Genomic DNA, 24,551 nt, shown 5'->3' with positions numbered 1-24,551 from the left:
CATTAAGACGCACCGGCGCGGTTTCCGATCGAATGCATCGATCGGAAACCGCGTGACCCGTTGATTTTCCGAAACCCGCTCGCGCCCTCTGTCGCGTGACGACGGGCACGCTTCTTGCCTGTGATGGCTCAAACATCCATCAGACAAGGGGGGCACGTGGGATTCCTGGATTTCTTCAAGTCGTTCGGCTCGAAGGCGGAGCGCGACAAGGCCCAGCAGGACGTCGGCAAGGCGCTGACGTCGCTCGACATCGACGTGGCGATCGGCGCACACCAGAACTGGAAGGATCGTCTGGTGGTCTACCTCGACGGCAAGTCGACCGAGGACCTGCGGCCCGAGGTGATCTGCCACGACGACCGCTGCGACCTCGGCAAGTGGATCCACTCCGACGGCCAGAAGCAGCTCGGCCAGTACGCGATGTTTTCCGAGCTGCGGGCGGTGCACAAGATGTTCCACCAGCAGGCGTCCAGCGTGGTCGCGCTGCACCAGTCGGGCAAGCGCACGGACGCCAAGGCGTTGCTCGATGGCGAATACACGAAGACGTCGGACCGGATCGTGCGCCGGCTGAAGGATCTCAAGCTGTTGAACGAGAGCACCGGCGGCTGACGCCGGAGGCCCGTTCTCCTGCCGGCTCGGCGGCGAAACGCTCAGCCCGGGCCGGATTCCCGCCCCGTCGCCGGCCGTACCGGCCCGCGACGCCGGCCGCGGGGACGCATCCAGCGCATCGAATCGCCGCCCAGCGGCGGGATCGCCTCGCCCGCCACCTGCCGCGCGTACGGCGCCAGGTGGTGCAGCGCGTGGGCGTAGACCGAACGCTTGAAGTTCACCACGTGCTCGATCGGGTACCAGAAATCCACCCAGCGCCAGTGGTCGAATTCCGGCGAGTCGGTGAGATCGAGCTTCAGGTCGCTCTCGCTGCCGGTGAAACGCAGCAGGAACCACACCTGCTTCTGGCCGATGCACACCATCCGGTCGTTGCGGCGCACCGCCCGCGACGGCAGCCGGTAGCGCAGCCAGCCCGGCGTGGAACCGATCAGGTCGACGTGCTCGGGCAGCAGCCCGGTTTCCTCGCGCAGTTCGCGATACATCGCCTCGGTGGGCGTCTCGTCGCTGTTCATCCCGCCCTGCGGGAACTGCCAGCCGTCGCGGCGGACACGACGGGCCCAGAACACCCGGCCATCCGGGTGCATCAGGACGATGGCGACGTTCGGTCGATAACCGTCCGGATCGATCACGATGCGGACTCCTGACTTGTTGGCCCGAGGGCCGCTGTCTCCGACTGTGCCACGGCAGGCGGACGTCGACAACCCGCCCGTTCGGCCGGGTGCGAATCGCACGTTCAGGCGTGGACGATCAACCCGGCAGCGTGTCCGCCGGCACCCGCACCGCGCCTTCCATCAGCACCCGCGCGCTGCGGCTCATCACCGCCTTGCGCACCACCCACTGGCCGTCGACCTGCGCCGCCTCGGCGCCCACGCGCAGCGTGCCGGACGGATGCCCGAAGCGCACCGCCGTGCGCGCGCCGCCGCCGGCCGCCTCGCTGACCAGCGTGCCGGGAATGGCCGCCGCGGTGCCGATCGCCACCGCCGCCGTGCCCATCATCGCGTGGTGCAGCTTGCCCATCGACAGCGCGCGCACCAGCAGGTCGATGTCGCCCGCGGCGATGCGCTTGCCGCTGGAGGCCGTGTAGTCGGCCGCCGGCGCCACGAACGCCACCTTCGGCGTGTGCTGGCGCTTCGGCGCCTCGGACACGTCCTTGATCAGCCCCATGCGCACCGCGCCATGCGCGCGGATCGTCTCGAACATCGCCAGCGCCTTCGCGTCGCCGTTGATGGCGTCCTGCAGCTCGGCACCGGTGTAGCCGATGTCGGCCGCGCGCACGAACACGGTCGGGATGCCGGCGTTGATCATCGTGACCTGCAGCGTGCCGACGCCCGGCACTTCGAGATCGTCGACGAGATGGCCGGTCGGGAACATGGCCCCGCCGCCCTCGCCTTCGCCCTCGTCCGCCGGATCGAGGAATTCCAGCACGATCTCCGCCGCCGGGAAGGTCACGCCGTCCAGCTCGAAATCGCCGGTTTCCTGCACCTCGCCGTCGACGATCGGCACATGACAGACGATCGTCTTGCCGATGTTCGCCTGCCACACGCGCACCGGGAAGGTGCCGTCCGCCGGCAGCCGCGCCTTGTCGATGAAGCCATTGGCGATCGCGAACGGCCCCACCGCGGTCGACAGGTTGCCGCAGTTGCCGCTCCAGTCGACGAACGCGGTGTCGATCGACACCTGGCCGTAGAGATAGTCGACGTCGTGGTCCGGCCGGCTGCTGCGCGAGATGATCACGCACTTGCTGGTGCTCGACGTCGCCCCGCCCATGCCGTCGGTGTGCTTCGCATACGGATCCGGACTGCCGATGACGCGCATGAGGAAGGCATCGCGCGCCGGCCCCGGCGCCCGCGCCGCCTCCGGCAGATCGTCGAGCCGGAAGAACACGCCCTTCGACGTGCCGCCGCGCATGTAGGTGGCGGGGATGCGGAGTTGGGGACGGATGCTCATGCTCAGGCCACCTTGCTCGCTTCGAGGAAATCCTGCGCGAAGCGCTGCAGGACGCCGCCGGCTTCGTAGATGGAGACTTCCTCGGCGGTGTCGAGGCGGCAGGTCACCGGCACTTCGACGCGTTCGCCATTGCGGCGATGCACGACCAGCGTCAGCGTGGCGCGCGGGGTGCGGGCGCCGGTGACGTCGTAGGTCTCGGTGCCGTCGAGGCCGAGGGTGAGACGCGTCGTGCCGGTTTTGAACTCCAGCGGCAGCACGCCCATGCCGATCAGGTTGGTCCGGTGGATGCGTTCGAAGCCTTCGGCGACGATCGCTTCCACGCCCGCGAGGCGCACGCCCTTCGCCGCCCAGTCGCGCGAGCTGCCCTGGCCGTAGTCGGCGCCGGCGACGATGATCAGCGGCTGGCCGCGCTCCATGTAGGTCTCGATCGCTTCCCACATGCGCATGACCTGGCCTTCCGGCTCGACGCGCGCCAGCGAGCCCTTCTTCACGCTGCCATCGGCGTTGCGCACCATCTCGTTGAGCAGCGTCGGATTCGCGAACGTCGCGCGCTGCGCGGTGAGATGGTCGCCGCGGTGCGTCGCGTACGAATTGAAGTCCTCTTCCGGCAGGCCCATTTTCGCGAGGTATTCGCCCGCGGCGCTGCTGGCGAGGATGGCGTTCGACGGCGACAGATGGTCGGTGGTGATGTTGTCGCCGAGCACCGCGAGCGGACGCAGGCCCTGCAGCGTGCGCGGCTTGGCGAGCGCGCCTTCCCAGTACGGCGGGCGACGGATGTAGGTGCTCATCGGGCGCCAGTCGTACAGCGGTTTCACCGGCGCGCCGTGCTCGACGCGCACGTTGAACATCGGCTCGTAGACCTTGCGGAACTGCTCGGGCTTCACGCTCGCCTTCACGATCGCGTCGATCTCGGCGTCGTTCGGCCACAGGTCCTTCAGCGTGATCGCATTGCCGGCAGCGTCGAAGCCCAGCGCATCCTTCTCGATGTCGAAGCGGATGGTGCCGGCGATGGCGTAGGCGACCACCAGCGGCGGTGAGGCGAGGAACGCCTGCTTCGCATACGGATGGATGCGGCCGTCGAAGTTGCGGTTGCCCGACAGCACTGCGGTCGCGTACAGGTCGCGGTCGATGATCTCCTGCTGGATCTTCGGATCGAGCGCGCCGCTCATGCCGTTGCAGGTGGTGCAGGCGAAGGCGACGATGCCGAAACCCAACGCTTCGAGATCGTCCGTCAGGCCCGCTTCGTCGAGGTACAGCGCGACCGCCTTGGAGCCGGGCGCGAGCGAACTCTTCACCCACGGCTTGCGCACGAGGCCGGCGCGGCGCGCGTTGCGCGCGAGCAGGCCGGCGGCGATGACGTTGCGCGGGTTGGAGGTGTTGGTGCAGCTGGTGATCGCGGCGATGATCACCGCGCCGTCGGGCATCAGGCCTTCGGCTTCCTGCGCCTTGCCCGCCTGCAGCTTGGATTCGTCGGCGATGCCCTTCGCGGCGAGATCGCTCACCGCGACGCGCGCATGCGGATTCGACGGGCCGGCCATGTTGCGCACCACCGTCGACAGGTCGAACGCCAGCGTGCGCTCGTACTGCGCGGACGCCAGATCGTCGGCCCACAGGCCGGCGGTCTTCGCGTAGGTCTCGACCAGCGCGACCTGTTCGTCGCTGCGGCCGGTGAGCCTGAGGTAGTCGATCGTGTTGCCGTCGATGAAGAACATCGCCGCGGTCGCGCCGTATTCCGGCGCCATGTTCGAGATCGTCGCGCGGTCGCCCAGCGTGAGCGCCGTCGCGCCCTCGCCGCGGAATTCGAGCCAGGCGCCGACCACCTTCTGCTTGCGCAGGAACTCGGTGAGCGCCAGCACGATGTCGGTCGCGGTGATGCCCGGCTGCGGCTTGCCGGTGAGTTCGACGCCGATGATGTCGGGCAGGCGCATCCACGACGCGCGACCCAGCATCACGTTCTCGGCTTCGAGGCCGCCGACGCCGATCGCGATCACGCCCAGCGCGTCGACGTGCGGCGTGTGGCTGTCGGTGCCGACGCAGGTGTCGGGGTACGCGACGCCGTCCTGCGTGCCGATCACCGGCGACATCCGCTCCAGGTTGATCTGGTGCATGATCCCGTTGCCCGGCGGGATCACGTCGACGTTGCGGAACGCGAGCTTCGTCCAGTCGATGAAGTGGAAGCGGTCCTCGTTGCGGCGATCCTCGATCGCGCGGTTCTTCGCGAATGCATCCGGATCGAAGCCGCCGCATTCGACCGCGAGCGAGTGGTCGACGATGAGCTGGACCGGCACGACCGGATTCACCTGCGCCGGATCGCCGCCCTGGTCGGCGATGGCGTCGCGCAGGCCGGCGAGGTCGACCAGCGCGGTCTGGCCGAGGATGTCGTGGCAGACCACGCGCGCCGGGAACCACGGGAAGTCGATGTCGCGCTTGCGGTCGATGAGCTGCGACAGGAAGGCGTCGAGGCGCGCGGGCTCGGCGCGGCGGACCAGGTTCTCGGCCAGCACGCGCGAGGTGTAGGGCAGGCCCACCCAGGCGCCGGGCGACAGGGCCTCCACCGCCGCGCGGGCGTCGAAATAGGCCAGGGAGGTGCCGGGCAGCGGCTTGCGGTGGGCGGTGTTCATGGGAGGCGGGGTCCGGGGCCGTGGGTCGCGCAGCTGCGCCACGGGCGGATCATCGCCATGCGTCGCGCGGACTGCGGTGGGGGGGAATCAGATCCCCGATTATCCGGAACAGGCCGCCCCGCCGTCATCCGCACATGGGAGTGGTTGACGAGTGTCCGCACGGCAAGGACAATATCCGGCTTCGTGGCTATGTAGCTCAGCCGGTTAGAGCACAGCACTCATAATGCTGGGGTCGGTGGTTCGAGTCCACCCATAGCCACCACCGCTTTCCGTCCGCCCCCGGGCGCGACCGACGACCCGCCGGCAGGCGGGTTTTTTCGTTTCCGGCCTCCGCACGAGGATCCCGCCATGGACATCTTCAAGGTCTTCACCCTCGAAGCCGCGCACCGCCTGCCGCACGTGCCGCCCGGCCACAAGTGCGCGCGGCTGCACGGCCACTCGTTCCGGGTCGAGATCCACGTCTCCGGCGAGATCGACCCGCAGACCGGCTGGGTGATGGACTTCGCCGACATCAAGGCCGCGTTCAAGCCGCTGTACGAGCGGCTGGACCACCACTACCTCAACGAGATCGAAGGCCTGGACAACCCGACCAGCGAACGGCTGGCGGTGTGGATCTGGGACCGGCTCAAGCCCGATCTGCCGCTGTTGAGCGAGGTCGTGGTCCACGAAACCTGCACCTCCGGCTGCCGCCACCGCGGCTGAAAACCGGTCGGGATCGGCCGGAAAGGCCGGAAAAGCGTCGCAACTTGTTGATTTTCGCTGGAATCCTGAACAGGGAAGGCGCCGCTCGTCGGCCTCATGTTGCAATGCAGCAAAAGCGGGCCTATGTTGCACTGCACAAACCGGCACTTCCTGCCGGCATCCCGCCCAGGAGTTCTGTCATGTATCCGCAGTTCAACGATCAGTTCGCCAAGTCGGCCCGCCAGTTCGCGGACACCACCGCGCAGGTTGGCCGTCTGACCCTCGAGAACACCGAAGCCGTCTTCGGCCTGCAGCTCGCCGCCCTCGAAGAGAACATGAACGCCACCTTCGCCTTCTGGGGCGAGCTGGCCGACGTGCGCGACTTCGACGGCCTGAAGGCCGTGTGGCCGAAGGGCGCACAGGTCGCCCGCGAAACCGTCGAGCGCAGCATCGGCGCCGGCCAGGAAGCCTTCGGCCGCACGCTGAAGACCAACGAAGCCATCGCCCAGATCGCCAAGTCGCAGTTCGAGACCGCCGCCGCCACCGCGCAGGCCGACGTCGAGAAGGTGGTCAAGGCCGCTTCGGCCCGCAAGGCCCGCTGATCCATCGCGGGAAAGGCGCCGCCCCCTCCCCGGCGCCTGTTGTCTCTCTCTTCCGGCCCGGTCGCCACGTGCGACCGGGCTTTTTCTTGCGCGCCTTTCCGGCCGCAACGTTCCGGCCCGCCGCGGGCCTCAGCCGGCGGCGGCCTGTGCGGCCGCGGCCTGCGCCTTGGCCTGCCGGCGATGATGGTCGCGGCCGATCAGCAGGTACATCACCGGCACCACGAACAGCGTGAACACGGTGCCGATGCCCATGCCGCCGACGATCACCCAGCCGATCTGGTTGCGCGCCTCGGCGCCGGCGCCGGTGGCCATCGCCAGCGGCAGCGCGCCGAGCACCATCGCGCCGGTGGTCATCAGGATCGGGCGCAGGCGCAGTGCGGCCGAGTCGATCACCGCCTGCAGCTTGGTCCGGCCCTGCTCCTGCAGCTGGTTGGCGAACTCGACGATCAGGATGCCGTGCTTCGCGATCAGGCCGACCAGCGTCACCACGCCGATCTGCGAGTAGATGTTCCAGCTGCCGCCGGTGAGTTTCAGCGCGAGGAAGGCACCGAACATCGCCAGCGGCACCGCCAGCATGATCACCAGCGGGTCGACCCAGCTCTCGAACTGCGCCGCCAGCACCAGGAAGATGAAGGCGATCGCCAGCGCGAAGATCAGGCCGAAGTCGCCCGAGGATTCCCGGAACTCGCGGCTCTGGTCGGACAGGTCGTACTGCGCCTCGGGCGCGACCTCCTTCAGTGCCGCCTCCATCCACGCCAGCGCCTCGCCCATCGAATAGCCGGGCGCCAGGCCCGCGATGATCGTCGCCGAGCGCAGCTTGTTGAAGTGGTTCAGCTCCTTCGCCGCCACCGTCTCGTTCACCGCGACGAGGTTCGACAGCTGCACCATCTGGCCGTCGCCGGCGCGGACGAAGATGTTGTCGAGATCGCCCGGCGTGCGCCGGTCGGTGTCCTCGACCTGCACGACCACGTCGTACTGCTCGGAGCCGCGCTTGAAGCGGGTGACGTTGCGGCCGCCGAGCATCGTCTCCAGCGTGTGCCCGACCGTCGCCACGTCGCTGCCGACGGCCGCGACCTTGTCGCGGTCGACCTCGATCTTCAGCTGCGGCTTGTCGAGCTTGAGATCGGTGTCGGGGTTGGTCAGGTTGGGGTTCTCGCGCATCTTCGCCATCATCTTCCGCACGGTGACGCCCAGTTCGTCCCAGGTGCCCGTGCTCTGCACGACGAAGCTCACCGGCTGGCCGAAGCCTTCCTGCCCCAGCGGCGGCGGCAGCGTCGGGAACGCCATGATCCCGGGGATGCCCATGAACTGCGGGAACAGCTGGCCCTGCACCTGCGGCGTCGAGACCTCGCGCTGGTCCCAGTCCTTGAGCATGACGAAGCCGATCGTGGTGGTGATCGACGGGAAGCCCACGATCTGGAACTGCCGCTGCAGGTCGGGCAGTTGCCGGAACTGCGCTTCCATCTGCCGGGCGTACTTGTCGGTGTAGTCGAGGGTCGCCCCCTCCGGAGCGATGCCGATGCCGATGATGAAGCCTTGGTCCTCCTGCGGCGCGAGTTCGCGCGGCAGGCCCGTCCACAGGAACGCGGCGGCGGCGAACACCGTCACGGTCGCACCGACGACGATCCAGCGCCACGCCAGCAGGCGTTCGAGCAGGCCGCGGTAGCCGCGGTCGACGGCGGCGAGCGCGCGTTCGCCGGCGAGGTAGAAACGCCCCGGCTTGTCCTGGTGGCGCAGCAGCTTCGACGACATCATCGGCGACAGCGTCAGCGCGGTGAAGCCGGACACCAGCACCGCGCCGGCGAGGGTCAGCGCGAACTCGACGAACAGCTTGCCGGTGCGGCCGGTGGAGAACGCCAGCGGCAGGTACACCGCGGCCAGGGTCAGCGTCATCGCGACGATGGCGAAGCCGATCTCCTTGCTGCCCTTCAGCGCCGCCTCGAACGGCGGCATGCCTTCTTCCACGTGGCGGTAGATGTTCTCCAGCATCACGATCGCGTCGTCGACCACCAAGCCGATCGCCAGCACCATCGCCAGCAGCGTCAGCGTGTTGATGGTGAAGCCGAAGGCGTACATCAGCGCGAACGCGCCGACCAGCGACACCGGGATCGTCACCAGCGGGATCAGCGTGGCGCGGCCGCTGCGCAGGAACAGGAAGATCACCAGCACCACCAGCGCGATCGCCTCGCCGACGGTCTTGTAGACCTCGTCGATCGACTTCTCGATGAAGATGGTGGAATCGTAGGCGATGTCGACCTTCACGCCTTCCGGCAGCGTGCGCTGGATCTCCGGGATCATCGCCTTCAGCGCCTCGGAGATCTCCAGCGGGTTGGCGACCGCCTGCTTCACGATGCCCAGCGGCACCGCGTCCTGGCCGTTGTAGCGGGCGCGGAAGCGGTTTTCCTGGGCGCCGAGTTCCACCTTGGCGACGTCGCGCAGGCGCACGAGGCTCTGGCCATCCTTGCGCAGGATGATCGCGCCGAATTCCTCGGGCGTCTTCAGGTCGGTCTCGGACAGCACCGTGAACTCGCGCTCGCGGCCCTCGACGCGGCCCGCGGGAATCTCGACGTTCTGCGCGCGCAGCGCGGCCTCGACGTCGGCGGGGGTGAGGTCGAACCCGGCCATCCGCTGCGGCTGCAGCCACACGCGCATCGCGTAGGACGGGCTGAACACCTGCGCCTGGGCGACGCCGGGGATGGTCTGCACGCGATCCTTCACCAGCCGCTCGGCGAGGTCGGACAGCTCCACCTGCGAATGCCGCGGCGAGGAGAAGGCGAGGTAGATGATCGGCTGCGCGTCGGCTTCCTGCTTCTGCACGATCGGCTCGCGCGCTTCCTGGGGCAGGAAGTCGCGGGCCTGGCCGACGCGGTCGCGCACGTCGGACGCGGCGCCGTCGGGATCGCGGTCCAAGCGGAAGCGGATCGTGACCTGGCTGGACTGTTCGCGGCTGACCGACTGGATGTACTGGATGCCTTCCACGCCCGACAGCGCGTCCTCGATCGGCTGGGTGATCTGCGATTCGATCACCTGCGCGCTGGCGCCGGGGTACGTGGTGCTGACGGTGACGACCGGCTCGTCGACCTTGGGGATCAGGCGCACCGGCAGGCGCTGGTAGGCGATCAGGCCGATCAGCAGCACGACGAGGTTGATGACCGTCGCGAAGACCGGCCGCCGGATCGAGAGATCGGAGAGCACCATGGCTCAGCCGCCCTGCTTCGCGGCCGGCGCGGCGCCCGCCTCGGGTTTCGCGGCGCCGCCAGGCTTCGTGCCTGCGTCAGGCTTCGCGGCACCGCCGGGCGCCGGCGCGGCGCCGTCCGGCGGCAGCACCGTCACGGCCATGCCGTCGTGCATCATCGGCTTGGCCTGGCCGGCGGTCATCACCACCGCGCCCGGCTGCAGGCCTTCGATCACCTCGACCTTGCCCGGCACGCGCAGGCCGGTCTTGATCTCGGTCTTCTTCGCCTTGCCGCCGACGACGGTGTAGACGAAGCGGGTGTCGCCCTCCTGCATCAGCGCCTGCTCGGGCACCAGCAGCGCCTGCGCATCGCCGGCGGATTCGAGCTGCAGGCGCGCGAACTGGCCCGGGCGCAGGCGCCCGTCCGGATTGCCGATCTGCGCGCGCAGCTTCACGCTGCGGGTGTTGGCGTCGATGCTGGGGTCGATCGCGAGCACGTGGCCGCCGAAGCGGTCGCCCGGGAAGGCGTCGACCTCGATCCGGATCGCCTGCCCGCGCGACAGCTGGGTCAGCGCGCGCTCGGGCACGCTGAAGTCGACCTCGATCGGATCGACGCGGACCAGCGTGATGAGTTCCTGCCCGGCGGTGACGAACGCGCCGATGCTGACGTTGCGCAGCCCGACCTGGCCGGAGAACGGCGCGCGGATCGTGTACTTCGCGAGCGTGGCCTGCGCCGAGTTCACCCGCGCCTCGTCGACACCCAGGACGGCGCGCGCCTTGTCGTAGTCGGCCTGCGCGACCAGCTTGCCGACCAGCAGCTCCTTGGCGCGCGCGGCGGCGCGGCGGCTGTTCTCGAGGTTCGCCTGCGCTTCCTTCAGCGCGGCCTCGGGCAGGCTGGCGTCGAGCGTGAACAGCGGCTGCCCGGCGACGACGTGGCCGCCTTCCTCGAAATGGATGCGGGTGATGCGCCCCGGCAGTTCCGCGCGCACCGAGACCGCTTCGTCCGCGCGCAGGCTGCCGACGGTCTGCAGGCCGGAGGACAGCGGCTGCGGGGTCACGGTGACCGCTTCGACCGGCAGCGCCATTTCGCCACCGGGCGGGCCACCGCCCTCGGCGCCCTGGCCATCCGCGGATTTGCCGCCACAGGCGGCGAGCGTGAAGGTGCAGGCCAGCGCCAGCAGCACGGGAGAACGTCGAAGACGCATGGCGACCTCTCGGCAACGGGATCGGCGGGCCAGTCTAGCGCGCACGACATCGATGTCGCCGTGCCGAAAGTGATGGGCGCGGCCGTGGCGGCAAGATCGCCGGCCATCGTGCACGTCGCATGATCGCGTGCGCCTATGGCAGCGTCAGATGCCGCGCGCGCTCCGGCGCCGACGCCTCCGCATGGAACGGCAGCACGCCCCAGCACGGCGCCGGCAGATGCCGCGCAAGCCACGCGAGGTTCTCCTCGCGGAACGGCATGTCCGCCTCGATCTCCGACACGATCCAGCCCGCGAGCGCGCAGCCGTCGGCGGCGATGGCGCGCGCGGTGAGCGCGGCATGGTTGAGGCAGCCCAGGCGCAGGCCGACCACCAGCACCACCGGCAGCGACAGCGCGCGCACCAGATCGGCCTGCGAGAACGCGTCGTCCAGCGGCGCTTCCCAGCCACCGACGCCTTCCACCAGCACGCGGTCGGCCTGCGCCGCGAGCCGCGCGTGCGCGGCGAGGATCGGCGCCGGGGTGATCGTCGCGCCGGCCGCGCGCGCGGCGAACGCCGGCGCGGTGGCGGCCGGCAGCGCCCACGGATTCACGTCGTCGTAGCCCGGGCGCGGATCGCTGGCGGCCTGCAGGCGCAGGGCATCATCGTTGCGCCAGCCGTCGGGCGTGGCGTCGCAGCCGCTCGCAATCGGTTTCATGCCGATCGCGCGCAGGCCGCGCGCGCGCCAGGCGTGCAGCAGCGCGGCGCTGGCGACGGTCTTGCCGACGCCGGTGTCGGTGCCGGTGACGTAGAGACTGCGGGCGGCAGGCGATGCGGTCATCGTCGGGACTCCATGCGCGGACACGCGGGCGCCCGCGCGGGGAAGGCATGGTAAGGCGCGGCGACACCGCTGTTACACTGCATGCATGAGTTTCGCCGCCATTCCGCTCACCGGCGACAAGCCGGAACAGTACGCCCAGCTCGCCGCGCAGGCCGACGCCCTGCTCGCCGGCGAACACGACCGCATCGCCAACGCGGCGAATCTCTCGGCGCTGGTCTACCACGCGCTGCCCGACCTCAACTGGGTCGGCTTCTACTTCTTCGACGGCACCGAGCTGGTGGTCGGCCCGTTCCAGGGCCTGCCCGCCTGCGTGCGCATCCCGCTGGACCGCGGCGTCTGCGGCGCGGCGGCACGGACCCGCGAGACCCAGCGCATCGCCGACGTGCACGCCTTCCCCGGCCACATCGCCTGCGATGCGGCCTCGCGTTCGGAACTGGTGGTGCCGCTGGTGCGCGACGGCGCGCTGCTCGGCGTGTTCGATCTGGACAGTCCGGTTCCGGACCGATTCGGCGTTGAAGATCAGGCAGGGCTCGAAACGATCGCGGCGCTGTTCGTGCGCAGTCTGCGCACGGACGGTTGAGCCGCGACGCCACGATTTCATTTCGCGATCCCATCCGCCCATGGCGACGTCCATCAAACTCCGCAACATCGGTCCGAAAAGCGCGGCCTGGCTACGCCAGGTCGGCCTGCGCACCGAGGAAGACCTGCGCGCGATCGGCGCGCTGGAAGCCTTCATGCGCGTCAAGCGCGCGGGCTTCAAGCCCAGCCTCAACCTGCTGTACGCGCTGGAAGGCGCGCTGATGGACTGCCACTGGCAGGACGTCCCGGCCGAACGCCGCAGCGAACTGCTGGTCGCCGCCGACGCCGCCATCGCCCTGCTGCCGCCGCCGCGCGGCCGCCCGGTCGCCTCGCCGGTGACCACCACCCACACCGTCCGCGAAGAGGCCGCCCCGGCCTTCCGCCTGTTCGACGAGCCCGACAGCGGCGATTGAGCCGCCTGCCCGCCCAGCTCGGGGCGATCGGCTACACTGCGCGCGCTTCGCGGTGATCCTGAGGCGTTTCTTCGCCACGGGATTGAAACGGGAAGCCGGTGGGTTCCGGAACATCTCCGGAACGATCCCGGCACTGCCCCCGCAACGGTAAGCGCGTCAAATCGTCGCATCCGCCACTGTGGTCTCCACGGGAAGGCGCGACGACCGAACGGATCCCTCCGTTCGCGCGCGAGTCCGGAGACCGGCCACGAAGCCACACGGTTGCGATGCGGAGGGCGTCGCGGCGATGTCGCCGTCCGCGTCCGCGCGGCCCGCCGCTCGCAGCCTGTCCTCCGTTCGCGACTTCCCGCCTGATGTCTCGCCGCGCGGGTGCGCGCGATGGAGTCCCGAATGTCTTTCCGCAAGATCACGCTGGCGCTGGCCGTTTCGGCCGCGCTGTTCTCCCCTTCCGCCTTTTCCGCAGAGACCGGCGACGATGCCGATGCGCTCGACACGGTCGTCGTCACCGCCACGCGCACGGCGGTCACCGTCGATGCGGCGCTGGCGCCGGTCGAAGTGGTCGACCGCGACGCCATCCAGCGCAGCCAGGCCAGCTCGCTCGGCCAGCTGCTGCGCGGCCGCGCCGGCATCAACCTCAGCAACCAGGGCGGCGACGGCAAGCTCAGCACGCTGTTCGTGCGCGGCGCCGAATCCGACCACGTGCTGGTGCTGGTCGACGGCGTGCGCATCGGTTCGGCGACGTCGGGCCTGGCCTCGTTCCAGGACCTGCCGATCGCGCTGATCGACCGCATCGAGATCGTGCGCGGCCCGCGCTCCAGCCTGTACGGCTCCGATGCCATCGGCGGCGTGATCCAGATCTTCACGCGTCGCGACCAGGGCGCGGCGACGTTCCGCTTCCACGCCGGCGCCGGCAGCCACGGCCGTCGCGAAGGCGGCCTCGGCTTCGGCGGCGGCAACGACCGCGGCTGGTTCGGCTTCGACGCCGGGCTGGTGACGACCGACGGCATCGACGCCTGCCGCGGCGCGGGATTCCCGGTGTTCGCCGGCTGCTTCGTCGACGGCCAGACCGATCGCGACGGCTACGAGAACCGCGCGGTGTCGGTGCGCGGCGGCGTCGCGATCGGCGATGACGTCACGCTGCAGGCGCACGCGCTGCACGTCAGCGGCCACAACGACTACGACGGCAGCTTCGTCGACAACTCCGACATCGTGCAGCAGGCCGTCGGCGCGCAATTGCAGTGGAAGGCGAGCGATGCGTTCACGCTCACCGTGTCCGCCGGCAGCAACAAGGACAGTTCCGACAACTTCCTCGGCGACGCGCCGAACGGCTTTTTCGCCAGCCGCCGCGACACCGCGTCGGTGCAGGCCGATTTCGTGCCGGCCGAAGGCCAGACGATCACCGTCGGCGCCGACTGGCTGCGCGATCGCGTCAGCAGCGACACCGTCTTCGACGACAACCGCCGCGGCGACCGCGCGGCGTTCGCGCAGTACCAGGGCCGCTTCGGCAAGCACGACGTGCAGCTCGCGCTGCGTCGCGACGACAACGACCAGTTCGGCGGCAAGACCACCGGCAACGCGGCGTGGGGCCTGGGTTTAGGTGACGGCTGGCGCGTGACCGCGGGCTACGGCACCGCGTTCAAGGCGCCGACCTTCAACGAGCTGTACTACCCGTTCTTCGGCAACCCGGCGCTGCGTCCGGAAGCCTCGCGCACGGCCGAGGCCGGGCTGGCGTGGCGCGGCGACGCCATCGGCGTGCATCTCGATGCGTTCGAGACGCGCGTGGATGACCTGATCGCCTACGACGCCTCGCTGGGCCTGCCCAACAACATCGACGAGGCCCGCCTGCGCGGCGCCGAGCTGCGCGCCGACGGCACGCTGTACGGCTGGAACGTGAACGGCGCCGCCAGCTGGCTGGATCCCGAGAACCGCGCCGCCGGCCCGAATCGCGGCAAGGACCTGCCGCGCCGTGCCCGCGAGACCGCGCGGCTGGACGTCGACCGCGCCTTCGGCGCCGTGCGCGTGGGCGTGACCGGCATGGCCGAGGGCGCGCGCTGGGACGACGTGGCCAACAGCCGCCGCCTCGGCGGTTTCGCCACGCTCGACCTGCGCGCCGAGTACCGCCTCGCCGACGCCTGGACGCTGCAGGCCGGCGTCGCCAACGTGTTCGACCGCCGCTACGAGACCGCGGTCTACTACAACCAGGCCGGCCGCACGTGGACGGTGGCGGTCCGCTTCGATCCGGGCCACTGACGGCCCCGGCGTCCCGGGCGGAAGGCCCGCCCGGGATGGCCGGCAGGCGGCTGAACGGCGGAACCTCCGCCGTCACGTTTTTGGCGTATCGTTTCCACGACGCTCGTCCCGAAATCGCGCCCTCCGCCGTCCCGCTCCGGCAACCGCCATGCCGACCCCGTCCGAACAACTCAATCCCGGCCTCTTCGTGGTCAGGCCCGCGGCCGCCACCGTGCCCGCGAAGAAGGCCGCGCGCGCATCGATGCCCGATCCGGCCGAACGCCTCGCCGACAAGGCGCAGGTGGAGCCCCTCGCCGGGCCGACGCCGGGCTGGCTGGTGCGGCTCAAGCGCCGGCCCCGCAGCGTGCGCGCCGGCTGGACCAGCCTGCACCGGCTGCTGGGCGATGCCTACGTGGTGCTGCCGGCGCTGGTCGACGACGCCGGCCGCCCGCGCTATCCCACCGGCCTGCTCTCGCTGCGATTCGGCAACGACGCCAGCGAAGACGCATTGCGTGAGATCGCTTCGAATTACGCTCTGGAACTGGTCGGCAGGACCAAGTTCACGCGCCAGCAGGCGCTGTTCCGTCCCGCCGCCGGCAGCGATGTGTTCCTGCCCGACGTGAGCGGCCGGATCGAGCGCGACGAGCAGGTCGAGGCCGTCTGGTTCGATGCCGAAAGCGCGTTCAACCGGACGTGATCCCGCGCGGCCCAGGCCGCGGACGCTGCCCGCACCGCCGTTCCCCCGCCACAGGAAGTGAGGACGCCCCCATGGCCGTATTGCCCGATACCGAGGCCGTCGCCGCCCCGGCCACCGTCGAGATCGCCCCCCTCGCCGACCTCGGCATGCGCATGGCCGATGGCGACTGGGTCGGCCTGGAATCGCTGCCGCTGACGCTGGAGGCCATCGACGGCACCACCGTCGCCCAGTTGTCGGGCACGCCCACCGCCGCCATGGCCACCGCGCGGGTGATGCGCGCGGCACAGGCGTTCTTCGAACTGCCGTCGCATGCGCCCCTCGCCGCGCCCGCGCCCGCGCGTCCTTCCGCCGCGGCCACGCGCACCGCCTCCGCCGTGCGCGCGAGGGCGGCCACGCGCGCACTGGGCGACGTACTGGGACGCAAGACCATCAGCGCGTACCTCGATCGCGAGACGCAGCTGATGCGCATCCTCTACAAGCAGGTCGTGCTGCGCTTCAAGCCGGGCACGCCGCAGAAGGTGCGCAACGCCATCATCCGCGAGAGCGGGCTGCGGCTGTTCGCGGAGAATCCGCTCGCGCCCGGCCAGGTGACCCTGAGCGACGATGCAGGCCTGTTCCCCGGCGAAGCGCTGGTGCGGCTGGCCGCGAAGCTGTCGGCGCTGGACGAGGTCGCGTTCGCCGCGCCGGATTTCATCTCGCAGTACCGGCGCAGCGCACCCGCGGCCGCCGGTGCGCCGTCGGCGAAGCAGTGGCACCTGAAGCTGGTCGGCGCGACGCAGGCGTGGAAGCTCACCCGCGGCAAGCGCGACATCGTGGTGGCGGTGCTCGACGACGGCATCGACGTGGAGCATCCCGAACTGCGTGCGAATCTCTTGCGCAATCCCGATCCCGACGAGCCGCGCGACCTGTGCGGCCGCGATTTCTACCTGCCCGATGACGACGCCGACCATTTCAATCCGCGACCGAAGCGCTTCCGCGCACCGTTCGAGGAAATGGCCGGCAACGACATCCATGGCACCTGCTGCGCGGGCGTGGCCGTGGGCCGCGGCCCGAAGGCCTACGGGCTGGCGCCGAACTGCCGGCTGCTGCCGGTGAAGGTGTTCCACGCCGACGACCTCGCCAGCGACAGCCGCGTCGCCGACGCGATCCGCTACGCCGCGCATTTCGCCGACGTGATCTCGTGCTCGTGGGGTGGCGCGAAGAGCCCCGACATCGAGTACGCGCTGCGCGACGCGCGCGCGATCGGGCGCAAGGGCCGCGGCGCGGTGGTGGTGTGCGCCACCGGCAACGACGAACGCAAGCAGGTCGACTATCCCGCCTCCGACGTCAACGCGATGGCGATCGGCGCGTCCACCGACGCCGAGGACCTCGCCTGGTACTCCAACACCGGCGCGCAGGTCTGCGTGGTCGCGCCGTCGAACGGCGGCACCCGCGGCATCTTCACCACCGACGTGTCCACGCCCGGCCGCGGCTTCAACATCGGCGCGGTCGCGGCCGGCGGCGCCGATGGGCTGTTCGCCAACGACTTCGGCGGCACCTCGTCGGCCACGCCGCTGGTCGCCGGCCTCTGCGCCCTGATCCTGTCGCTGAAGCCGGAGATGACGCCCGACGACGTGCGCGGGATCCTCATTGCCAGCGCGAAGAAGATCGGCCCGGCATCGGCGTACAAGGCCAACGGCCACTCCAACCGCTTCGGCCATGGCCGCATCGACGCCGCGAAGGCCGTCGCACTGGCGAAGGCGTGGAAGAAGCCGGCGGGTTGATCGCGATGTCACCGCAAGCGCCTCGTAGAGCGGAGCAAAGCTCCGCTGCCCCGGCTCCGGAAAGGGGGCAGCGGAGCTGCGCTCCGCTCTACCGAAGCAGGTGTCAGGCGTCGGGGAACAGCGCCGCCTGCGGCGGCAGCAGCGTCTCGCGATCGCGGAAATTGCCCAGCCCCACGCCGACGAGGCGATAGCGCGTCTGCGGCGGCAGCTCGACGCGCTCGCGCAGCGACAGCGCGATCGCGGTGAACTGTTCCAGCGATGCCGGCGGCGCGTCGGGCGTGTGGCTGCGGGTGAGGATGCGGAACTGCGCGGTCTTCAGCTTCAGCACCACCGTGCGCCCCACGCGCTCGACCTTGCGCGACGCCGCCCACGTCTTCTCGGCGAGCGTGCGGATCATCGGTTCGATCTCGTCGAGCAGGACATCGCGCGGGAACGTGTCCTCGGACGAGATCGACTGCACGGGCTGGTCGGGTTCGACCGGTCGCTCGTCGATGCCCTGCGCGCGCTCGTGCAGGCGCACGCCGAAGCTGCCGAAGGCCTCGTGGAGCACCGCGAGATCGACGCTGCGCAGGTCGCCGACGGTCTTCACGCCCAGCGCCTCCAGCCGCTGCTGCGCGACCTTGCCCACGCCCGGGATGCAGCCCACCGGCAGCGGCGTGAGGAAATCGAACACCTGGTGCGGACGGATCACGAACAACCCATCGGGCTTGCGCCAGTCGGAGGCGATCTTCGCCAGGAACTTGTTCGGCGCCACGCCCGCGGATGCAGTGAGCTGCGTCTCCTCGCGGATCTGCGCGCGGATCGCCTGCGCGACCTCGGTGGCGGTGGCCTGGCCGCCCTTCGGCACGGTGACGTCGAGGTAGGCTTCGTCGAGCGACAGCGGCTCGATCAGGTCGGTGTGGCGCGCGAAGATCTCGCGCACCTGCCGCGACACGGCCTTGTAGCGCACGAAATCCGGCGGCACGAACACCGCGTCCGGGCACAGCCGCTCGGCGCGGATCGCCGGCATCGCCGAACGCACGCCGAACGTCCGCGCTTCGTACGACGCCGCGCACACCACCGAGCGTTCGCCGCGCCAGGCCACCACCACCGGCCGGCCGCGCAGCGACGGATCGTCGCGCTGCTCCACCGACGCGTAGAAGGCGTCCATGTCGATGTGGAGGATCTTGCGCATGGTCTCGACGGAGCGTTCAGGCGCGGCCATCTTGGCGCGAAACGGCCGGCGCCTGCGCAACCCCGCGGCGTGCCATGTTGCGACGCATCGGACGCCATGGCGGCGGAAACACCGGAAAAACCGGTTTTTCCCGCTGCTTTTCAGGGGTTTCCCGCATCATTAGGGCAACATTAAGCGCCGAATTACCGAACCGTAATCTTTCTCGTTCGTGCGCGGGAAGTCCAGTTTCCTGTACCGGACCGGCGCCGATCGACGCGGCGAGTCTACGAATCCTGCGCCCACGAGAAGAATTCTCGTTTGCATCCTGCATGCGACGCGCACGGGCACCGAATCCCTGCCCGCGGCCAATTGAGCGGCACGGATCGCGTTGCTAGCCTCGATCTGCGCTCGCACGGAATGCCCGGCGCATCGCTGAATCGCCACTCCGCCCGCTTCGCGTCCACGCGATGCGCGGTGAAGTGCGGCCCGTGCGCATGCGCCGTTGCCCGCGACCGCGTCGTGTCTCCGCTATCGCCCTGATCCGCAGCACCACACCCACCTCCAGAAGGAAGACGACCCGCGATGTCCACGAAACGAAACCGGTTCATCCCCCGGATCCTGTCGCAGGGCGCCCTCGCCGCGACGGCGACGGCCCTGTGCGCCACCGCGTTCTCCGCGGCTGCCGCCCCCGCGCAGCCGGAACGCAACCCGTACGCGCCCGCCTACCAGCACGGGTATCGCCACGGCGCCGTGCCGACCCGCGAACTCCAGGCCGCGATGAAGCAGTGGCAGGTCCGTTCGATCATCGGCAAGGCCACCTCGACCAACACGCTGTACTACCGCGGCGGCACCGGCGGCGTCGGCGTGCTCAGCGGCCAGTCCAAGGTCTACCTGGTTTTCTACGGCAGCCAGTGGGGCACCTCCACCACCGACGCCAACGGCTACCTCAACTTCAGCAACGACGCCGCCGGCGCCGGCCCCGCCGCGCAGAAGATGTTCAAGGGCATCGGCACCAACGGCGAACTGTGGTCCGCCGAACTGACGCAGTGGTGCGACGGCCCGGGCGTCGCCACCGGCGCCAGCAGCTGCCCGAGCACCGGCACCATCGCGCGCATCCCGTACCAGCAGAACGTGCTGGCCGGCGTGTGGTACGACAACTCGGCCGCGTCGCCCGCCGGCGCCACCGCCGCGCAGCTGGCCGCCGAGGCCAACAAGGCCGCCGCACACTTCGGCAACACCACGGCCGCGTCGAACCGCTACACCTACTACGTGATCCTCTCGCCCACCGGCACCAACCCGGACAACTACAAGAGCCCGACCAACGGCTACTGCGCGTGGCACGACTACGTCGGTGACCCGGGCATCTCCACGCCGACCACCTACGGCCCGCTCGCCTTCAGCAACCAGCCGTACAACATCGACGTCGGCAGCTCCTGCGGCACCAACTTCGTGAACTCGGGCACCGCCGGCAAGCTCGACGGCTACACGATGACGCTGGGCCACGAGTGGCACGAAATGATGTCCGACCAGTTCCCGGCCGGCGGCTGGACCGCGAACAGCGGCTACGAGAACTCGGACGAATGCGCCTGGATCGCCGCGGGTTCCGCCGGCGGCGCCGCCAACGTCGCCTTCAGCACCGGCACCTTCGCCCAGCAGGCCAGCTGGTCGAACGACACGAACTCGTGCGCCATCTCGCACGCGATCGTGACCGGCGGCAGCACCAACACCGCACCGGTGGCGAACTTCACCACGACCTCCAGCGGCCTGACCGCGACCTTCACCGACACGTCCACCGACGCCGAGAACAACATCAGCACGCACAGCTGGACGTTCGGCGATGGTTCGACCTCGACCGCGACCAACCCGAGCCACACCTACGCGGCCGCGGGCACCTACTCGGTCAGCGAGACGGTGACGGACACGGGCGGCCTGAGCAGCACGAAGACGGTCTCCGTGACGGTCTCCGGTGGCGGCGGCAGCTGCGGCGGCACCGTGCTGTGCAGCGGCACGGCCGTGACCCTGCCGTCGGTGGCGAAGAGCGCGTGGTCGCCGATCTACACGATCGTCGTTCCGGCCGGCAAGACCAGCGCGGTGTTCACGATCTCCGGCGGCACCGGCGACGCGGACCTGTACGTGCGGATCGGCAGCGCGCCGACCACCACGACGTACAACTGCCGTCCGTACACCACCGGCAACGCCGAGACCTGCACCTTCAACGCGCCGACCGCGGGCACGTACTACGTCGGCGTCCGCGCCTACGCCGCGTTCTCGGGCGTGAGCCTCAAGGCGACGATCTCGCCGTAAGCCTGCGACACGCGGTGCCGGGGAACGCCCGTCCCCGGTGAACGCCACGGCACCGCTTTTGGCCCCGGCTTCGCGCCGGGGCCATTTTTTTGCGTCTTCCCGACGATCGCACAGCAGAACAGGACGGGAGCGCGAGATCGGCGAATCAAGCGCGGCCACCGGCCGCATGGTCGGACGGCCGCAATGACGATCCTATCAGGTGGTCGCGAGCGCCATCGGCCGGATCGTCTCTTCGAATTCGTCGGCGAAACCGTTCACCACGCTCAGGATCGCCCTGGCCGCCTCGGCGGGGAAATGGCAATCGCCGCGGTGTTCATACCATTTGCAAAGCAGCCTGATCTTGTCCAGGCCCACGCCGTGGTCCGTATAACTGATGGCGCCACGCTCTTCTTCCACGTCGTTGAGCAGCGTCAATGAAATCTCCCGCTTCGTGTCGGGCCTCTTGACGCGGGCCCAGTCGATCGCCTTCTCGCCGAGGCGGTCGAGATTGTCCAGCATGTAATGCACACGCCAAGTCCCGTCCCTGCAAGGTTGGCACTTCCCGCATGAGTTGCCTTGGTAGAAGTCGCCCAGTCGCCGCGCGACATCGACCATCGATGTCCTTTCGGAAAACACCATCACGACGCCGCTCGCGAGGTCGCCGCGGAGCTCCCTCACGCTGTCGTAGTCCAGCGGCGTGTCCAGGTATACCGCGGCCATCAGGGTGCCACTGACGCCACCCACCATCGCAGCCTTGAATGACCGCGCCTCCGACATGCCGCCGGCCGCAGCGATCAAATCGCGCAGCGACGTCCCGAACGGCAGTTCGTAGAGCCCAGGATGCTCGACTTCACCGACGACCGAAAACACCAGTGTCCCGGTGCAATGCCGCGTCCCGGCCTCGCGGAAGTGCTCCGCACCATGCCTCAGCGCGTAGAACGCCTGCAGCACCGTTTCGAGGTTGTCGATCGCCGTGGGCTCGCCGTGCAATCCCGATTTCGTTGGCATCGGCGGTTTTCGGCTCGGCCTGGCCGGACGGCCCTCGATCACTTCGATCAGCGCCGTTTCCTCGCCGGCAATATAGCCGACCGTCGACCTGCAGACGCGTATATCGGGAACGCCGGTGCCGCTGCCGATCAGGCCTCGGCCCCTTGCGTCCTCGATCGCCTGCTCGAGCAGCGCCTGTTCCTGCTCGAGCGAGCTCCCGAGATAAAGGATCGCTACCGCAGCACCGACCACCGCCGCGCAACAAACGCACGCCTCGATCACGCGATGCGGGTTGCGACGGATGATGACACTTTCCTTCAATCCACCTGGTTGCCCGGTGTGTGCGTTGCAGATGAAGTGCACCGTCCGGCCGCTTGATGCCACTTGGCGCCATTTCGCTGCGGTGGGAAAACCACCGCCCGCACGTCCGCGCAATCCTGCAGCCTCCAGCAGGTCGAGTGCCTTTGCCGCGCCGCCATCCGCGAGGACCGGGGCGAACGACGTGTAGCCCCCTGCATCGAGGTAGCCCTGCAGCCCCGCGCCGTTTCCTTGCGAATGGTCACGCAACAGCCTTCCTTCCATGATTTGCGGCGAAACCGGGCTTTCAATGAGCATGTCGAACCTGCCGAGGCCAGCGATAGGGAATGGCGGGAGTGTCGCCATATCCGATCATGGGCGACGTCGTCTCGAGCGAATACAAGGGATCGACGCGCACCCATGCGGGCGAGCCGCCACCGTCGAGGATCGACCGCGATGCGTCGATCAGGAATTTCCTCCCGTTCGCCGAGAACCTGATCGTCATGCCCTCGAAACGCCCAGAAGGGCGGGCGCCGGGGAACACCGTCGTGCCGACGGTCACCAGACCGACATCCGAGATGTAGAAGAAGAGGTAGCCGCGCCCGGTGCGCGTGACCGAGATGCCATCGAGCACCAACGTCTCGTCGACGTAGAGCTTCCCATCCTGCAGGTGCATCCCGGAGGCTTCCCGTTGAGCGGCCGTGGACGCAGGGGCGCCACCCGCCGCACAAACGATCAACACACCCGCGACCATGCTTCGAAGTCGATCCATGCGCAACCCGGGCTCCAGCCTAGAGAGTGGCGACCCCGGGTGAATTTCCGGGGCCGCCGTCCTTTCATCAAGCTCGGAGCCGATCAGGCCGCGCCCGAGCCACCACCACCACCACCACCCGCGCCGCCGGTGCAGCCGCAGCCGCAACCGCAACTGGGATCGACGCTCCGGTCCTGAATACCAACGATTGCTTGAGGATCAAACATGGCTTGTTACTCCTTGTGATGGACCAACAATAGGACGTGCCTGGTCCAGGCACGCTCCGTTCTACCGCTTCCGGACACCACGGATCATGCGCAGGCACTTTCCGTGGAATGGAGCGGGAGCTCGCTGTTCGCCCAGAGGCGATCAATGGCGATTTTCTCAAGGTGCCGGCAGTAGATCTCGTTGTGCCTGTCGAATTCGCGATAGACGTTGTACGCGGTCGAACGGCAGCCGCCGTTGCACAGGTACTTAAGGTCGCAATGGCGGCAAACCGAGAGTTCGTCGACGACCGTCCCCCTCACCTGCAGCATCACGGGGGAGGTGTCGTAGATCTCCTTGATGTCCTTGTCCCTCACGTTGCCGCAGAGGAATTCGTCGAAATGCAGGGTCTGGCAGGGATAGACGAATCCCGCCGGATCCACGCTGAATTCACCGTAGCCGACGCCGCAATGGTTCCTCGGCGCCACGGGTCGCGGCTTCTCGGGAGTCTGCGCCTTGGCTTGGGGCCTCGTCTGCAGGTAGTCGCGGGTGCGCTTTTGCGCCGAGGTCCATTCCTCGATGGTCGGAATCTGCTGCAGGCTCAATTCCTGATGGTCGCCCGCCTGGAACAGGATCGGGGCGAGGCCGTTGACGCCCAGATCATCCAGCGCGAACTGGAAGATCTCCTTCATGAACTCGATGTTCCTTTCGGTAAGGGCAGGCACCACCGAAATGTAGGGCTTGCTCTGCCCGCGCTGATTGCGCACCTCGACCAGCTTGCGAATCCCGCGGATGGTCGGAGCGAACGTATTCCTTCCGCGGTAGTGCTCGTGAAGATGGCGCTCGTGGCCGTCGAGGCTGATGGTGACCATGTCGACCAAGTCGCACAGTCGCTCGGCGACAGGTTGTTTGATCAGGATCCCGTTGGTGAGCACCTCGATCTTCAGGGTCGGGCTGAGCGAACGCGCGTGCGCGATCAGTTCGAGCGCATCCGGCCGCATCAACGGCTCTCCCCCCGTCAGCACAAGATGCCGCAAGCCGCATTCCACCAGCCGCGTGATCAGGTGCTTGCTTTCGTCGGTATCCAGGATCGACGCGATTTTCCCCTGCTTCTCGAGTCGAATCTTGTATTCGCGGTCGCTCTTGTTGTAGCAGTAAGGGCACTTGAGGTTGCAATCGTTCGTCAGATGCATGTAGACGGTGTGTGCGAACTCCAGCTTCCCGAAGCTGATGCGCTCCCTCTCCTCGTACTGGTTCTTGTGGAGGAAGCCGGCTTCGAGCATGTTATCGACGAAGGCATCGACAGCGGAGCGCGCCTTGTCCACGGGAAGCCCGAAGTGCTCGGCCGCTTCTTCGGCGATCGCTTCGATCGGCCGGTACTGCTGCAACCTGGAAAAGATGAAATGCCCGGAGGAATTGACCCGCACCCACTCGAAGTTGTGCGGATCGTAGTACAAGTGCCAATCACCTTCTTCCCAAACCCGCGTCCTCGGCGGAAGCATCACCATGTCCATGTCGTTCTCCTGAGGTGGGAATCCTTG

Annotated in this window: 19 protein-coding genes, 1 tRNA gene and 1 riboswitch; of the genes, 10 read left to right on the top strand and 10 right to left on the bottom strand. The window is 68.8% G+C overall.

What is annotated here, in order from left to right:
* Nucleotides 1-156 precede the first annotated feature (156 nt).
* The gene (locus tag ACT53Q_RS06520; RefSeq protein WP_476185859.1) at nucleotides 157-606 is read left to right on the top strand and encodes a CZB domain-containing protein; all 450 of its coding nucleotides are present in this window, start codon (nucleotides 157-159) and stop codon (nucleotides 604-606) included.
* Between the two features lie 41 nt (nucleotides 607-647).
* Here ACT53Q_RS06520 and ACT53Q_RS06515 read toward each other — a convergent pair whose 3' ends face one another.
* The 3 genes from ACT53Q_RS06515 to acnD form a co-directional block, all read right to left on the bottom strand.
* Nucleotides 648-1,235 (bottom strand): RNA pyrophosphohydrolase, encoded by a 588-nt coding sequence (locus tag ACT53Q_RS06515; protein WP_476185858.1) that lies wholly within the window; start codon nucleotides 1,233-1,235, stop codon nucleotides 648-650.
* A 118-nt stretch (nucleotides 1,236-1,353) separates the two neighbouring features.
* The gene (gene prpF, locus ACT53Q_RS06510) at nucleotides 1,354-2,553 is read right to left on the bottom strand and encodes a 2-methylaconitate cis-trans isomerase PrpF (protein ID WP_476185857.1); all 1,200 of its coding nucleotides are present in this window, start codon (nucleotides 2,551-2,553) and stop codon (nucleotides 1,354-1,356) included.
* A gap of 2 nt (nucleotides 2,554-2,555) precedes the next feature.
* Nucleotides 2,556-5,174 carry a Fe/S-dependent 2-methylisocitrate dehydratase AcnD gene (acnD, locus tag ACT53Q_RS06505; RefSeq protein WP_476185856.1) on the bottom strand — a complete coding sequence of 873 codons (2,619 nt, stop codon included), beginning with the start codon at nucleotides 5,172-5,174 and terminating at the stop codon, nucleotides 2,556-2,558.
* Nucleotides 5,175-5,359: 185 nt separating this feature from the next.
* On the opposite strand from acnD, the gene ACT53Q_RS06500 reads away from it, so the two are divergent.
* The 3 genes from ACT53Q_RS06500 (at nucleotide 5,360) to ACT53Q_RS06490 (ending at nucleotide 6,457) form a co-directional block, all read left to right on the top strand.
* Nucleotides 5,360-5,436, top strand: a tRNA-Met gene (locus ACT53Q_RS06500).
* A gap of 86 nt (nucleotides 5,437-5,522) precedes the next feature.
* The gene (gene queD / locus ACT53Q_RS06495) at nucleotides 5,523-5,876 is read left to right on the top strand and encodes a 6-carboxytetrahydropterin synthase QueD (protein ID WP_476185855.1); all 354 of its coding nucleotides are present in this window, start codon (nucleotides 5,523-5,525) and stop codon (nucleotides 5,874-5,876) included.
* A gap of 179 nt (nucleotides 5,877-6,055) precedes the next feature.
* Nucleotides 6,056-6,457, top strand: a complete 402-nt coding sequence (locus ACT53Q_RS06490; protein WP_476185854.1) for a phasin family protein — start codon at nucleotides 6,056-6,058, stop codon at nucleotides 6,455-6,457.
* A 129-nt stretch (nucleotides 6,458-6,586) separates the two neighbouring features.
* Here ACT53Q_RS06490 and ACT53Q_RS06485 read toward each other — a convergent pair whose 3' ends face one another.
* From ACT53Q_RS06485 to bioD, 3 genes are all read right to left on the bottom strand, one after another.
* Nucleotides 6,587-9,655, bottom strand: a complete 3,069-nt coding sequence (locus tag ACT53Q_RS06485) for an efflux RND transporter permease subunit (protein WP_476185853.1) — start codon at nucleotides 9,653-9,655, stop codon at nucleotides 6,587-6,589.
* A 3-nt stretch (nucleotides 9,656-9,658) separates the two neighbouring features.
* Nucleotides 9,659-10,837 carry an efflux RND transporter periplasmic adaptor subunit gene (locus ACT53Q_RS06480; protein ID WP_476185852.1) on the bottom strand — a complete coding sequence of 393 codons (1,179 nt, stop codon included), beginning with the start codon at nucleotides 10,835-10,837 and terminating at the stop codon, nucleotides 9,659-9,661.
* Nucleotides 10,838-10,970: 133 nt separating this feature from the next.
* Entirely contained in the window at nucleotides 10,971-11,654 is a 684-nt protein-coding gene (gene bioD / locus ACT53Q_RS06475) for a dethiobiotin synthase (protein WP_476185851.1), read from the bottom strand.
* 85 nt (nucleotides 11,655-11,739) lie between these two features.
* Here bioD and ACT53Q_RS06470 point away from each other — a divergent pair, with 85 nt between their 5' ends.
* The 5 genes from ACT53Q_RS06470 (at nucleotide 11,740) to ACT53Q_RS06450 (ending at nucleotide 17,335) form a co-directional block, all read left to right on the top strand.
* Nucleotides 11,740-12,234: a GAF domain-containing protein gene (locus ACT53Q_RS06470; protein WP_476185850.1), complete on the top strand. Its 495-nt coding sequence runs from the start codon at nucleotides 11,740-11,742 to the stop codon at nucleotides 12,232-12,234.
* Nucleotides 12,235-12,274: 40 nt separating this feature from the next.
* Complete coding sequence (locus ACT53Q_RS06465) at nucleotides 12,275-12,646, top strand: TfoX/Sxy family protein (RefSeq protein ID WP_476185849.1); 372 nt, start codon at nucleotides 12,275-12,277, stop codon at nucleotides 12,644-12,646.
* A gap of 33 nt (nucleotides 12,647-12,679) precedes the next feature.
* Nucleotides 12,680-12,910: riboswitch (cobalamin riboswitch) on the top strand.
* Nucleotides 12,911-13,036: 126 nt separating this feature from the next.
* Nucleotides 13,037-14,896: a TonB-dependent vitamin B12 receptor gene (gene btuB / locus ACT53Q_RS06460; RefSeq protein ID WP_476185848.1), complete on the top strand. Its 1,860-nt coding sequence runs from the start codon at nucleotides 13,037-13,039 to the stop codon at nucleotides 14,894-14,896.
* Between the two features lie 148 nt (nucleotides 14,897-15,044).
* Nucleotides 15,045-15,572 carry a hypothetical protein gene (locus ACT53Q_RS06455; protein ID WP_476185847.1) on the top strand — a complete coding sequence of 176 codons (528 nt, stop codon included), beginning with the start codon at nucleotides 15,045-15,047 and terminating at the stop codon, nucleotides 15,570-15,572.
* A 71-nt stretch (nucleotides 15,573-15,643) separates the two neighbouring features.
* Complete coding sequence (locus tag ACT53Q_RS06450; RefSeq protein ID WP_476185846.1) at nucleotides 15,644-17,335, top strand: S8 family serine peptidase; 1,692 nt, start codon at nucleotides 15,644-15,646, stop codon at nucleotides 17,333-17,335.
* A 103-nt stretch (nucleotides 17,336-17,438) separates the two neighbouring features.
* Here the strand turns inward: ACT53Q_RS06450 and dinB are convergent, their stop codons facing one another.
* Nucleotides 17,439-18,509: a DNA polymerase IV gene (dinB, locus tag ACT53Q_RS06445; RefSeq protein WP_476185845.1), complete on the bottom strand. Its 1,071-nt coding sequence runs from the start codon at nucleotides 18,507-18,509 to the stop codon at nucleotides 17,439-17,441.
* Between the two features lie 561 nt (nucleotides 18,510-19,070).
* Between dinB and ACT53Q_RS06440 the strand changes: the two genes are divergently transcribed.
* Nucleotides 19,071-20,792 (top strand): pre-peptidase C-terminal domain-containing protein, encoded by a 1,722-nt coding sequence (locus ACT53Q_RS06440; protein ID WP_476185844.1) that lies wholly within the window; start codon nucleotides 19,071-19,073, stop codon nucleotides 20,790-20,792.
* Between the two features lie 195 nt (nucleotides 20,793-20,987).
* Here the strand turns inward: ACT53Q_RS06440 and ACT53Q_RS06435 are convergent, their stop codons facing one another.
* The 3 genes from ACT53Q_RS06435 to ACT53Q_RS06425 form a co-directional block, all read right to left on the bottom strand.
* Nucleotides 20,988-22,373 (bottom strand): NADH-ubiquinone oxidoreductase-F iron-sulfur binding region domain-containing protein, encoded by a 1,386-nt coding sequence (locus ACT53Q_RS06435; RefSeq protein ID WP_476185843.1) that lies wholly within the window; start codon nucleotides 22,371-22,373, stop codon nucleotides 20,988-20,990.
* Complete coding sequence (locus ACT53Q_RS06430; protein WP_476185842.1) at nucleotides 22,363-22,731, bottom strand: hypothetical protein; 369 nt, start codon at nucleotides 22,729-22,731, stop codon at nucleotides 22,363-22,365. Before ACT53Q_RS06430 ends, ACT53Q_RS06435 begins: the two co-directional genes overlap by 11 nt.
* A 386-nt stretch (nucleotides 22,732-23,117) precedes the next feature.
* Entirely contained in the window at nucleotides 23,118-24,524 is a 1,407-nt protein-coding gene (locus ACT53Q_RS06425) for a PqqD family peptide modification chaperone (protein WP_476185841.1), read from the bottom strand.
* Nucleotides 24,525-24,551 lie beyond the last annotated feature (27 nt).

The organism is Lysobacter sp. DMC97 (assembly GCF_056313745.1).
The sequence above is the reverse complement of the archived record's forward strand: the minus strand, read 5'-3'. Positions and strand labels throughout refer to the sequence as shown.